The following is a 13,824-nucleotide window of genomic DNA, read 5'->3' as shown; positions in this document are numbered from 1 at the left end:
TATTTGAAAATCCTCTTTTATTTTGATTCTTTATCGTAACTAAAACAATAAACGATTTTCAGAAATTAAAAAGAGTTTTCCGCAAGCACGAGCATCAGATAAAGCTTGGTGGTGTTCTAATTCAATATTATGTTTTTTACAGCAAGCATCTAAATTTGCAGGTTTATAACCCATCGACTTAAATGTTTTATAAGTGCAATGCCATCGCGCAGTGAGTTTTAAATCAGAATAATCAATAGTATTATCTCGCATTGATTTGGTTAAAACATTTCTATCAAAAACTTCATTATGGGCTACCACGTGTTTACCATATAAGCGCTTTTTTATTTCAGGATATATAACTTTAAATTCTGGAGCGTATAAAGTATCTTCTTCAGTAATACCATGAACTTCAATAGTTCTCCAGTTATACCTGTTATTGGGTGGTTTAATTAATTGATGATATTCGTCAACAACTTTACCATCTTCAAAAGTAACAATACCTACAGAGCAAATATGATGTGCCATAGCAGTTTCAAAATCTATTGCTACAAAGGAGTCTATCATTACTTAATTATTCTTTTAGTGATGGTGAATAACAAAGTTAGTATAAATTATTTTTTATTTATTTTTTCGATAGCGTAAATAAACCTGTATTCTCCATAACACTTTTGAAAAAAGGAAAGAGAATGCTAAAGAAGCTAATAGTGCAATAAAAGCTAAGGCGCCAAGTGCACCACCAAAACCATCAAATAAATGATTTTTATTTATATAAATAATACTGAATAAGACACCTGCAGTAGCTAATTGCCCATAATGCTTTTTGGCTTCAGAAGATATCATTCCTATAAAAGAAGTACCTATGAAAATGATAGGAATTTGAGTTGTTAGATAAACATTCAATAAGCTTGGAAAAAAATAAAAAAACAAACCAACTATAAGCGAAAGCAGAGCAGAGGCTCTTACAGCACCTTGCTTTAATGAATGACTCACATAAAATGTTACAGTCGCACCTAAAATTCCGGTAAGTATAAGTATTACGCTATTCATATTATATCAAATTAATTAAATAGACAATTAATACTCCTAAAAAGGCCATTGTACCCAATTTACCCCCAATACCAATAAATATGTTTTTAGAGAACGATAAAAAAGCTCCTGCCAGAATTCCTGCCATTAATACAAAACTAAAAGAAGGAGTAATTTGCTGACTAGACATGCCTACAAAAACACCACAATATATTGCCACTGGTATTTTTTGTAAATAAATAGATTGATTATTTATTAGTGGAATAAGTGAAGCCAAAGTACCAACAATACCTGCCGCTATAACAAAACCTAAATCAGTATAAACATTAATAAAAAAACAAAGTAAAGCCCCAATTGGAGCCCAGATTACGACTGATAATTTTTCATGAGAATGATCATTATGATGTAAGTCTAAATATTTATGAGCAACCAATACAATTATAGTTATAATTAATATTGACAGAATAGCTATAAAACTGTCTGATTCATAATTACTGTTTGCAATAAGTATTAGAATTGTAACTTGAGTGAGTAAAACAATTAGTGTCATTAAATTACGAATGACTTTGTTTATTTTCATTATATAACTTTAAGGTTCTATAAATCTGTTTAATTGAATTTATATTGAAATTCAGCACAAAATTGCATTAAAAGTAGGGGATGAGCAAGGTTTTTAGTACTATTTTATACAATTGAAATTTAGCTTAATTATTACATAATTAATTATATTCCCAACACATTTTCACTTTCTCTTGTAAATCTAAAATATGCCTATCAGTATTTCCAACACCCTTATAATTTGCTGAAATATAATTTAAATCCATGTTTGCTCTCGCACAATCTTTATTTCCAAAATAGTTTAGAGCTCTATGCACAAATGCGATTGATAAAATATTCTCATCATTATTATTATCAATTACATAATCTGCTATTTCAATACCTTTATAATACTCTTCTTCATAAAAGTAAGTATGCGCCATATTTATAGCTGCAATATGATAAGTAGAGTCTGATATTTTAAATGCTTTTTGATATAATTTGATAGCATCTTTATTATCACGATTTAAAAATCTATTTAAACCCAAATTACTTAATGTTGTTGGATTATTGGGTTCTATTTCTAACGAAGCTAAAAAAGCATTCATACCCTTTGCATATTGGCCATTTTTAGTTAATCGTATCCCTTCTTCATTTAAGTCAGAAGCTTCTAAATTTTCGTAAAAATCACCTGGAATCGATGTCTCTGTTTTATCATTAAGAATTGATTGAATTTTATTTTTACAACTTAGTTGAATAAGGAGTAAAAAAACTAAAAGTGTATAATATTTAAAATTCATAAAAGCTACTTTCAAATAAATTAACGTAAACATTTTAATAAAGTTATATTATTGTTTTTCTAATTTATTTTTAGCCATCTTTAATCTATCATAGCTTATAATATCTAAATTATTTAAAGCAGGAAATTTTTTAGAAATAGTTAATTCAATTTCAGAATTTTTGCAATCCTCAATATTTCCACAAGGTAAACTATCGGTATTCAATCTGGTTCTAAATCTAAATTCGTTATTTAAGTAATGGTATTTAATACGCAAGTCTGAATAAAATTGTGAGACTTTAAAAGCACTTTCAACATAACCTTTAATTTTCAACCCATCATTTTCTAAAATACGTTCGCGACTTTTAGAATAACTATCTACTATTAATTTAGAATTTTCAGGATCAGTCAAGTCATATTCTACAAGATAAAATTCGTTTTTTTTTACATTAGATTTTCTAGTATAGTCAACCCAATTATCATCATCATAGTACGGATCACTTGTTTCTATAAGTTTACCATTTACATAAAATTCAAAATTAATTATATGATTATCGTAATATCTATCATAGTCTGTTACTTTAGCATACGTAATTCTTCTGTTGTTTGATTTTAAAGCATTTTCATCTTTTACGGTGTTGTAATATGAATAAATTAATAATACTATTAATATTCCAAAAAAGACTGATATAATATGTTTGCTATTTTCTTGTTTCAAATTAATTAATCTAATTTTTATTGAAATATCTTCTCCATTTTTCGGCCTTTGGATAATTCTTTCAATACTTTATATAAATATCTGGTTTTTCTTTTAGTTGATTGTTTATTTCATTTATACGGAAACCCGAATTACTTGCTTAAATGAATTAGCATTTGAATAAACGTTGTAATTAATTCATTATGATTGTAAGTGAATTTTTTTTTAGATTAAATCTAAACAGAATAATAAGAATACTTTTTAAATTTAAGAAATAAAACTATCAAATATCATTCAAACTAAAAACCCCTTAATTGCAAACAATTAAGGGGTTTTAGTGAATTATTAAGAATAACTATTATTTATTAGCTTCTTTCATTTGCTCACGTAGTGCAAAGTAAAAAGAATCAAACTTAGGCATTACTTTTATTGTTAATCCTTCAGAAAAACCACCGTCTTTAGCATTTACAGAAATACGACTAGCATCAACTGTAAATTGTTTTTGAAGTATTCCTGCAACTGTAGCTGCTTGTGTTAAAGCAACATCAAACTCACCTGTATTTGTTAAAGTTTCTACGCTAATTTCAGAATTTGTATGCATATTTATTACGGTTGCAATTTTTCCTAAATAAGCAATAGCACTTTCTTCATTAGTTGCTATGCCTGTTCTAACAGTTTCATTTAATGAAACAATAACTGCGCCACTAGCTACACTAATATTTGCATTTTCACCTAATGATTTTTTGAAATCTGTTAACACCAATAAAGCAATAGAATCGTGTGTACTAAAAGCATCACTTATTTTTTTTAATTGTGCTTCTTTACTTCTAAGTGTTTCTAACGTTTTACCTATATTATCTGATTTTTCAATTGAAGCTTTAGTAAAGCTGTTAATGTTTTTCATTAACGATTGGTTTGTTTCCAACAGCTCATCAGCTTGTGCTTTATATGATTCCGCTTCTGTTTTACTAACTCGTTCATTTTTTTTTGATACAGCTAATTCGTCATCTAGAGCAGAAATTTTTACTTTTAAAATTCCTATCTCCTCTATTAATTCACTCTTTTTTTGTGCATGTACAGCTGTTACACTTAATGAAAAAGCAACTAGGATAATTAAATTTTTAATCATTATAAAAATATTTATTTGGGTTTTAATTGTTTATAGTTTCTATTATTTTCCTCCTAAATGTACACAATCATATAATTTTTGCATACCATTAAAAGGGACTTCTGATTTTTGGTATTTGTAAGTAGAACGCAAATCTCTGTTTAAATCTGTATCATCAACATTTACTTGAATATCCTCCATATGAAATTGACATGGATGCTCGTAACCTGCAGCATGTGTAATTTCTAAAAATTCTTTTTTAAAAGAAGAAAAATACTGGGCCAACCTATCAGATTTCAAAGGTACATTAATACCATTTTGCAACCACTTATTTTGTGTAGCCACACCTGCCGGGCAACGATTTGTATGACAAACTTGTGCTTGTATACATCCAATACTCATCATGGCTTCACGAGCTACATTTATACAATCAACACCCATAGCAAATGCCATTGCTGCTTTTGCAGGAAAACCTAACTTTCCACTACCAATAAACACAATTCTATCTGTCAATTCTCTACTTAAAAACACTCTGTAAAGGCTAGAAAAGCCATATACCCAAGGTAACGAAACATGATCGGCAAAACTTGGCGGAGCAGCACCTGTACCACCTTCACCACCATCAACGGTAATAAAATCAGGTCCTTTACCTGTTTTCAACATTAAATCAGCTAATTCTTCCCATTGATCTAACTTACCGATAGCTCCTTTTATACCAACAGGTAACCCTGTTTCTGTTGCAATTTTTTCAATAAGTTCAAGTAATTCTGGAATATTTTTAAAAGCTTTATGGGTAGCAGGGGAGAGTACATCTTTACCTATTTCAACCCCTCTAATACTTGCAATTTCTTCTGTAATTTTAGCTCCTGGTAAAACTCCTCCTTTGCCGGGTTTTGCTCCTTGAGATAATTTTATTTCAATAGCTTTTATGCATGGATTTTCCTCAACAAGTTTTTTCATTTTCTCCATAGAGAAATTTCCATCTGTAGCTCGAACACCAAAATAACCAGTACCAAAATGAAAAACAACATCTCCACCTTGCTTATGGTAAGGAGATAAACCACCTTCACCAGTATTATGATATGCACCAGCTTTACCCACACCACGGTTTAAAGCTTCAACCGCCGCAGCTGAAAGAGAACCAAAACTCATGGCAGAAACATTTATAACTGATGCTGGCCTATATGGTTTTTTACGCTTGTTAAATTCTCCAATAACTTTTGCACAAGGGACAAAGCTTTTTTCAGTATGATTTGGATGATTATCTGGCACTTCATACGCCATCATCTGATTTTTTACAAAAATATGCTGATGTGCATAAATGTCTCTATCGGTACCAAAACCTTCATAATTATTTTCTTTTTTAGCAGAAGCATAAATCCAACCTCTTTCAATACGATTAAAAGGAAGTTCTTCTCTATTATTTGCTACAAAATATTGACGCATTTCTGGCCCTATACTCTCTAACCAATATCTAAAATGCCCTACTACTGGAAAATTATGAGAAATTGTATGAGCTTTTTGTAAAAATATATCTCTAAAAGCAACAATAACAACTACTAATAAAAGCCAAGCCCACCATGGGATACTTGAAATAAAATTAATCATGTAATATCTATATTTCTATGAAATTTCAATTAATATCAAACGTATAAAATTTCGAGTCCAAATGTAAAAATATTACACTTGAACTCGAAAACTATAATAGTATTTCTACTTATTTATTTAAATAATCTATACTTAATTCAGTAAGTGCTTTCACACCTAACAATAATCCACTATCATCAATCATAAAATCCGGTGTGTGGTGTGGAAAAGCTTCTGTATTACCTGGTGTCATTCCTCCTAAAAAGAAATAAACGCCCGGAACAACTTCTTGAAAATAACTAAAATCTTCACCGCCGGTAGTAGCTTTAACTAAATTTACTTGATCTTTACCAGCTACCTTTTGTAATGTTGGTAACATTACTGCTGTTAAATCCTCGTCATTATAAGTTATTGCTGTATTATTTTGGAATTCAATTGTTGCTGATCCACCATAAGTTTCTGCAATCCCTTTAGTCATTTCTGTCATTCTGCGAATAATCAGTTCTTTCATATCAGGATCTAAAGTTCTAACCGTACCAATTAACTCTGCACTTTCAGGAATAATATTAAAACGAACACCTGCGCTAATTTTACCCACTGTAATCACTGCTGGTTCAACCAATAAATTAGATTCTCTACTAATTATAGATTGGTAACCATCAATTATTTTTGAAGCGATATAAATTGGATCAACACCTCCCCAAGGTTGAGAGCCGTGAGTTTGTTTACCTTTTACATTTACGACAAAGCGTTCTACAGCTGCCATTGTTCCACCCGGTTTATAGCTAATTTGCCCAACTGGTGTAGCGGAATCTATATGTAATCCAAAAATAGCATCAACATCTGGTTTTGTTAACACTCCTTCTTTAATCATTAGTGCTGCGCCACCTTCTTCACCTGGTGGTGGACCTTCTTCTGCAGGTTGAAAAATAAATTTTATAGTTCCGTTAATCTTATCTGTATTTTTAGATAGTACTTCTGCTACGCCCATTAATATTGCAATATGCGTATCATGTCCGCATGCATGCATTACTCCAGTTTCGACACCTAAAAATTCCGATTTTACATTTGATTTAAAAGGCAAATCATTACGTTCTGTAACCGGTAATGCATCTATATCAGCACGTAACGCAACTACTTTACCAGGGTTGTCACCTATTAATAAGCCTACAACACCAGTTTTTGCAACACCAGTTTCTACCTTTATACCTAGGGATTTTAAATGTTTTGCAATAGTTTCTGCTGTTTTAAATTCTCTATTTGAAAGCTCAGGGTTTTCATGAAAATGCCTTCTCCAATCGACCACTTTGTCTTCAACAGATTTAAAATCTTTTTCTGAAACGGAATTCTGAGCAAATGCGCAAAAACCGAATAGGAGTAGAACTCCAAGTAGTTTTCTTTTCATATATTAAAATTTAATTAGTCTGTACCCTTGATTTTGTAGTAATACGAGTGCTGTCATAGCTGATAATGACAACTGTGTACCTGGTATCATATCTTCTTTTTTGATAGTATTATATGCTGCTGACTGTCCGCATAAATATATATGTACACCCACTTTAGTCAGCGCATTTACCATTTTTAAATTAGGATTATCAACACCATATTTTTTATTATAAGCTTCATTGGTCAATACATCTTTAGAAGCCCCTCCGTGTAAAACTAAAGCTACTTTCAAATTTTCCTTCGAAACACCTGATTGTGCATGCATATTTAAAAAACGAGCACCAGTTTCAATGGAAGCATTTATTTTATCATGGCCTTTAGGGCTACCAGCAACATCAAAAACAGCTTTATATTCTTGTGTTGGATCTACTTTAATATCAGGATTTTCTACTTTATACACCTTTCCATATTCATAAATAATTGGACCTGAAGCTTTTTCTTGTGCTATAGACCTATTAATGAATACAATTGATAAAAATATTGTAATCAGTGTTAATTTCATTGAAGATTAATTAAATGTTTGTATTAATACTAAAGAATTATCGTATTTACCTCAAATATATTCAAAATCAATTTAACAGTTAACTATTGTTCATAATTATTGAAAGCAACATTTTAGTATGCTAGCTTTTATAGTTAAATTCACGCTCCCATAAATACCAAATATTTTACACTTGGAAAATTATATAAATCAGCTGAATGATGCGCAGCGAGCGCCTGTATTACATAAAGATGGCCCATTAATTGTTATTGCTGGTGCCGGTTCAGGAAAAACGAGAGTACTTACATTCCGTATTGCTTATTTGATGAATCAAGGTGTTGACGCGTTCAATATATTAGCTTTAACATTCACCAATAAAGCTGCTCGTGAAATGAAAGAGCGTATCTCAAGCATTGTAGGTTCATCGGAATCTAAAAACTTGATGATGGGAACTTTCCACTCTGTTTTTGCTAAGCTATTACGTTTTGATGGTCATAAATTAGGTTTCCCTAGTAATTTCACAATTTACGATACGCAAGATTCACAACGTTTGATAGCTTCAATTATCAAGGAAATGGGACTTGATAAAGATATTTACAAATACAAACAAGTACAGAACAGAATATCATCTTTTAAAAATAGCCTAATCACCGTTCGTGCTTACTATAATGATAATGATTTACAAGAGGCTGATGCCATGGCAAAACGCCCCAGAATAGGGGAGATCTACGAAAAATATGTAGAGCGTTGCTTTAAAGCTGGCGCGATGGATTTTGATGATTTATTATTAAGAACAAATGAATTGCTAAACCGTTTTCCTGAAGTTTTAGCAAAATATCAAGATAGGTTTAGGTATATTTTGGTTGATGAGTACCAAGATACAAACCATTCTCAATACCTTATCGTAAAAGCACTTTCTGATAAATTTCATAACATTTGTGTGGTGGGTGATGATGCGCAAAGTATTTACTCATTCCGTGGTGCGAATATTAGTAACATTTTAAACTTTCAAAAAGATTACGATAATGTAGTTATGTATCGTTTAGAGCAAAATTATCGTTCTACACGTAATATTGTAAATGCCGCCAATTCAATTATTGCAAACAATACCAATCAATTAGAAAAAGTAGTTTGGACAGATAATGACGATGGACCTGCAATTAAAGTACATAGAAGTACGACAGATGCTGAAGAAGGTCGTTTTGTTGCTAGTTCTATTTTTGAAAATAGAATGCAAAATCAAATGCCAAATGGCGATTTTGCTGTTCTTTACCGTACCAATTCACAGTCAAGAGCAATTGAAGATGCCTTACGTAAACGTGATATTCCGTATAGAATTTATGGTGGATTATCTTTTTACCAACGTAAAGAAATTAAAGATGTTTTAGCCTATTTACGTTTAGTAATTAATCCTAAAGATGAAGAAGCTTTAAAACGTGTTATTAATTTTCCGGCACGTGGAATAGGGCAGAGCACTATGGATAAATTAACAGTTGCCGCTAACCATTATGGTCGTTCCATTTTTGAAGTTATTCAGAATTTAGATAAGATAAATCTAAAAATAAATAACGGCACAAAAAATAAGCTGCGTGATTTCACAAACATGATTAAGAGTTTTCAAATCATGAATGAAACCACAGATGCTTTTGCGCTCTCAGAGCATGTTGCTAAAAAAACAGGGATTTTATTAGAGTTTAAAAAAGACGGAACCCCCGAAGGTATTGCCCGTATGGACAATATTGAAGAACTATTAAATGGTATAAAAGATTTTGTTGAAGGTCAATTAGAAGTTGCTGATGCTCGCGGTAGTATTGATGAGTTTTTAGAAGATGTAGCGCTTGCTACAGATTTAGATAATGATACTGGTGATGATGACCGTGTTGCACTAATGACAATTCACCTTGCAAAAGGACTTGAGTTTCCGCATGTTTATATTGTGGGTATGGAGGAAGATTTATTCCCTTCAGGTATGAGTATGAATACACGTAGCGAACTTGAAGAAGAACGTCGTTTATTTTATGTTGCACTAACACGTGCTGAAAAACAAGCCTATTTAACCTACACCCAAAACAGATATCGTTGGGGTAAATTAATTGATGCAGAACCAAGTCGTTTTATTGAAGAAATTGATGAGAAGTATGTTGAAAACTTAACTCCAATTGCAAATCCTGGGTATAGATATAAATCATTAATTGATACTGATATTTTTGGTGAAGTTGATAAAAGTAAATTACGACAAGTAAAACCATCAAGTGGTATACCGCCTAATGCTGTAAAACCTAATGATAATCAATTACGCAAGCTGAGAAAATTAAAGCCTGAACTATCTAAACCTATTGGTAATACAAATAGTATTGATGCTAATTTAGCTGAAGGTAGTTTGATAAACCATACACGTTTTGGAAGAGGTAGAGTTGTAAAACTGGAAGGTGTTGGTAATGACCGAAAAGCTGAAATACAGTTTGATACTTCTGGGATTAAAAAATTATTACTTCGCTTTGCTAAGCTTGAAGTAATAGGTTAAAATATAAGCCCCTTAATGTTAACATTAAGGGGCTTATATTTTTATACATGTAATTGCTTATTAATATGATCTGACCATTTTTTGGCTACCATTAACTCATTACTCAATTGCATATTTGAATCTGAGTTATAAAAAGTAACCTTAAGATCAGGCTTATCGAATGGTGTCAACAAGAGATTTAACTCATTTATCATTGTAAAGCTACTTTTCCCTTTTATCTTTTTATCATTATTTGTTATTGTCTTTACCTTACAATTTTTAATTTCTGATAAGTTGATATAATTCACATCAATATTTTCTTGATTTTTGTTGGCATAAAATAACGTATTATTAAAATCATCTATACCAATCATAAAATTAGTAAACACATCGTAATCATTTAATCTACAATCATTCTTATCTGCAATTTTAGTGACTGAATTTATCATTATTTTTTCTCTCTTTTTTCTATTCATAACCATCATTACAAATGGCATCGAACAGATTGTTGCTATTATTAAAACAGTTATTGTAATTCCTGAATTCATTTTAAATATTTTATAGTAGTAAGTTGACTTTACGTTATAGCAAAGCCTTATTAATTAGTTGTTTGTTGTTATATTTTATAAATAACAACTTGATAAAAAAATAAAAAATGATTACCAAAAATAATGGAATGGAAAGAATATATCTGTCTTCCGGAATTGTATTAATGAACTTAAAGCTGTTTTAGAGTATTGCTTTAATTTTTTACTAAAACATTGTTGTTTAGCATTCTGAACAAATGAATATTTCTGAACACCTGTATTCCTGTCATAAGTAACAGTATTTGAAATAACTTCAACTAAATTTTCCGGTTGTGATATAACACCATGATAATTTAATGCAATTGAAGGTCTACTTATTGTATTACTTTCATTACTACTCTCATGCGTTGAAAAGGTATGAGCTACACTTTTAGTCTCATTATTTATCGATATACAATAAATAACAAGTGCAAAAAACAAACTAATATATGTATAGACTCTTTTCACTTTTAAAAAAATAATATATGTATATAATACATATGCAAAATTGCAAATTAATTCCATAACTAAATCATAAAGATTTGCTAACATTTTTTAAAACTTATAAGAAGAACTTTGAAGAAAAGAGAAACCTATCAATGAAAAAGACAACCAACAACAGAAGACATTTCATCAAACAATCACTAATGGCAACAGGAGGTATAATTTTAGCTCCTAATTTTATTAGTTGTGACGATAAAGTAGATGAATACGATTATGATCCTACGAATTACACCACTGAAAATTTTACCGAAGGTGTAGGAAGTTTTGATCCAACAAGCTCAAGTATAATTATCTGGACAAGATACAACTCATCAAACAGTGAATTAATTTGGGAACTAGCTACTGATTCTAATTTTAGTACTATAATTAGAAATGGAAAAATTACTACCGAAGTTTCTCGTGATAATACCTTAGCTATTGAAATTGAAAATTTAGTTGCTGACCAAAAATTGTATTATCGTTTCGTAAATATTGAAGATAATGCTATTTCTGTAGTTGGTGAAACTATTACATTACCTATTGACGCTACTTCTATTAAATTGGCTGTTTGTTCGTGTTCAAACTATCAAGCAGGACTTTTTACTGTATATGATGCAATGGCTAATTCCGATGCAGATATTATAGTGCATTTAGGAGATTACTTTTATGAGTATGAAGCTGGTGGGTATGGTTCAACTTCTGAAAATGCTTTCTTAGATCGTTTTCATGAACCTGCAACCGAAATACTGTCATTAGATGATTACAGAACTAGATACAAGCAATACAAATCTGATTCAATGCTACAATTAGCACATCAGAAAAAACCATTTATTTGTGTTTGGGATGATCATGAAATTGCAAACGATACATATAAAGAAGGTGCTGAAAACCATGATGAGGCAACAGAAGGTGATTTTGAAACAAGAAAGCAAAACGCATTACAAGCCTATAGTGAGTTTTTACCATTTACAAGAACGGTTGAATCTGAAAACAGTATCATTTACAGAACCATAAATATTGGAAATCTTGTTAACTTAATTATGTTAGATACTCGGTTAATTGGGCGCGACAAACAATTAGAGCTAACTGACTATTTCACTGTTACAGGTTCTTTTGATGCTACAGCATTCACAGCAGCCTTAAGTGATACATCAAGATCTATTTTAGGAACAACTCAACGAGATTGGTTAGTATCTGAGTTGAATACAAACACAGCCAAATGGCAAGTTTTAGGGCAACAAGTATTAATGGGGCAAATGTATATTCCTGCAGAATTATTACTTGCTTTTGGTTCTGAAGGCTTTTCTACAACATTAACTGAGTTGGTTGTTATAAAAACCAGAATACAAGCCAATGATCCAACTTTAACTACAGAAGAAATAGCACGAGTTCTAACAGCAATACCATACAATTTAGATGCTTGGGATGGTTATCCAGTAGATCGTGAGATTATTTACAACACTTTAGCTAATGCGGGTAAAAAAATAGTGACACTTGCTGGTGATACACATAATGCTTGGAACAATACCCTATACGCATCAGACGGTACCGAAGTTGGTATTGAATTAGCTACTTCAAGTGTTTCATCACCTGGTTTTGAAACCTATCTTGGAGAAAATACTAGCGCAGAAATTATTGCAGGTTTTGAACTTGCTTTAGTCACATTAGTAGACAATCTAAATTATTTTGATGCCTCAAAAAGAGGATATATGATGGCAACTTTTAAAACTAGCGAAGTAACATCAGAATGGATATTTGTTGATACTATTTTATCTGCTCAATATTCAGCATCTATAGAACATACTATTACTTATTCTTAAATCAAGGGGTTTATTTAATCAATTATAGCAGTTTAAAAGCTACTCATGAGTATTTTGGGTAGCTTTTTTATTATAAAAAAATATCAGAACTTTGTATAGCTTCACATAAAGTATAATATTATGGCTGATTTTATTAAAATCTATCCTGAAAATCCAAATCCGAAAGAAATAAAAAGGGTTATTGATGTATTACAAAAAGGAGGTTTAGTTATATATCCGACTGATACTGTTTATGGTTTAGGCTGTGATATTACAAACACTAAAGCTCTAGAGAAAATTGCACGTATTAAGGGCATAAAATTAGATAAAGCTAATTGGTCATTTATATGTGCTGATTTAAGTAATTTATCTGATTACGTAAGACAAATTGATACTAGAACATTTAAAATATTAAAGAAAGCATTACCAGGGCCCTATACATTTATTTTACCTGGTAATAATAGTTTACCTAAGCAGTTTAAAAAGAAAAAAACTGTAGGTATTCGTGTGCCCGATAATTCAATTTCAAAAGCTATTGTTGAAGCTTTAGGAAACCCTATTGTTTCTACCTCTATACATGATGAAGATGAGTTGTTAGAATACACCACTGACCCAGAATTGATTTTTGAAAAATGGCAAAACCTTGTAGATATAGTTATTGATGGTGGTTATGGTGACAATGTAGCTTCAACAGTAGTAGATTTATCTGATGGTGAACCAATAATTATTAGAGAGGGTAAAGGAGATATAAATATCTTTTAATTAGAAAAAGTTTTATAACGAACTTATTACAAAATAAAAAAGCCTGCAAATTGCAGGCTTTTCTGTACT

At 30.9% G+C, this 13,824-nt stretch carries 14 protein-coding genes; 3 read left to right on the top strand and 11 right to left on the bottom strand.

Annotated features, from left to right (window positions below; genetic code table 11):
• Positions 1-39 precede the first annotated feature (39 nt).
• The 9 genes from KO500_RS08215 to KO500_RS08175 all read right to left on the bottom strand — a co-directional run bounded on the left by KO500_RS08215 (position 40) and on the right by KO500_RS08175 (position 7,663).
• The gene (locus KO500_RS08215; RefSeq protein ID WP_215956041.1) at positions 40-546 is read right to left on the bottom strand and encodes a 3'-5' exonuclease; all 507 of its coding nucleotides are present in this window, start codon (positions 544-546) and stop codon (positions 40-42) included.
• 54 nt (positions 547-600) lie between these two features.
• A complete protein-coding gene (locus tag KO500_RS08210) occupies positions 601-1,029 on the bottom strand; it encodes a hypothetical protein (protein WP_215956040.1) in 429 nt (142 codons plus the stop codon).
• A gap of 1 nt (position 1,030) precedes the next feature.
• Positions 1,031-1,588 carry a hypothetical protein gene (locus KO500_RS08205; RefSeq protein ID WP_215956039.1) on the bottom strand — a complete coding sequence of 186 codons (558 nt, stop codon included), beginning with the start codon at positions 1,586-1,588 and terminating at the stop codon, positions 1,031-1,033.
• 139 nt (positions 1,589-1,727) lie between these two features.
• The gene (locus KO500_RS08200; RefSeq protein WP_215956038.1) at positions 1,728-2,345 is read right to left on the bottom strand and encodes a tetratricopeptide repeat protein; all 618 of its coding nucleotides are present in this window, start codon (positions 2,343-2,345) and stop codon (positions 1,728-1,730) included.
• Positions 2,346-2,393: 48 nt separating this feature from the next.
• Positions 2,394-3,041, bottom strand: coding sequence for a hypothetical protein (locus KO500_RS08195; RefSeq protein WP_215956037.1), 648 nt, complete (start codon positions 3,039-3,041; stop codon positions 2,394-2,396).
• A gap of 337 nt (positions 3,042-3,378) precedes the next feature.
• Positions 3,379-4,149 (bottom strand): hypothetical protein, encoded by a 771-nt coding sequence (locus KO500_RS08190; RefSeq protein WP_215956036.1) that lies wholly within the window; start codon positions 4,147-4,149, stop codon positions 3,379-3,381.
• Positions 4,150-4,191: 42 nt separating this feature from the next.
• Complete coding sequence (locus KO500_RS08185; RefSeq protein WP_215956035.1) at positions 4,192-5,736, bottom strand: FMN-binding glutamate synthase family protein; 1,545 nt, start codon at positions 5,734-5,736, stop codon at positions 4,192-4,194.
• A gap of 109 nt (positions 5,737-5,845) precedes the next feature.
• A complete protein-coding gene (locus tag KO500_RS08180) occupies positions 5,846-7,120 on the bottom strand; it encodes an amidohydrolase (protein ID WP_215956034.1) in 1,275 nt (424 codons plus the stop codon).
• A gap of 3 nt (positions 7,121-7,123) precedes the next feature.
• Positions 7,124-7,663 carry a DsrE family protein gene (locus tag KO500_RS08175; protein ID WP_215956033.1) on the bottom strand — a complete coding sequence of 180 codons (540 nt, stop codon included), beginning with the start codon at positions 7,661-7,663 and terminating at the stop codon, positions 7,124-7,126.
• Between the two features lie 172 nt (positions 7,664-7,835).
• Here KO500_RS08175 and KO500_RS08170 point away from each other — a divergent pair, with 172 nt between their 5' ends.
• Positions 7,836-10,166, top strand: a complete 2,331-nt coding sequence (locus KO500_RS08170) for an ATP-dependent helicase (protein WP_215956032.1) — start codon at positions 7,836-7,838, stop codon at positions 10,164-10,166.
• A 41-nt stretch (positions 10,167-10,207) separates the two neighbouring features.
• Here the strand turns inward: KO500_RS08170 and KO500_RS08165 are convergent, their stop codons facing one another.
• Positions 10,208-10,693 carry a hypothetical protein gene (locus tag KO500_RS08165; RefSeq protein WP_215956031.1) on the bottom strand — a complete coding sequence of 162 codons (486 nt, stop codon included), beginning with the start codon at positions 10,691-10,693 and terminating at the stop codon, positions 10,208-10,210.
• Between the two features lie 111 nt (positions 10,694-10,804).
• Complete coding sequence (locus KO500_RS08160) at positions 10,805-11,263, bottom strand: hypothetical protein (RefSeq protein ID WP_215956030.1); 459 nt, start codon at positions 11,261-11,263, stop codon at positions 10,805-10,807.
• Between the two features lie 47 nt (positions 11,264-11,310).
• On the opposite strand from KO500_RS08160, the gene KO500_RS08155 reads away from it, so the two are divergent.
• On the top strand, positions 11,311-13,014 hold the full coding sequence (locus tag KO500_RS08155; protein ID WP_215956029.1) for an alkaline phosphatase D family protein: 1,704 nt from the start codon (positions 11,311-11,313) through the stop codon (positions 13,012-13,014).
• 120 nt (positions 13,015-13,134) lie between these two features.
• Positions 13,135-13,755: an L-threonylcarbamoyladenylate synthase gene (locus KO500_RS08150; protein ID WP_215956028.1), complete on the top strand. Its 621-nt coding sequence runs from the start codon at positions 13,135-13,137 to the stop codon at positions 13,753-13,755.
• Positions 13,756-13,824: the final 69 nt, after the last annotated feature.

The organism is Cellulophaga baltica, assembly GCF_018861125.1.
In the GTDB taxonomy this organism is placed as follows: Bacteria; Bacteroidota; Bacteroidia; order Flavobacteriales; family Flavobacteriaceae; genus Cellulophaga; species Cellulophaga baltica_A.
The sequence above is the reverse complement of the archived record's forward strand: the minus strand, read 5'-3'. Positions and strand labels throughout refer to the sequence as shown.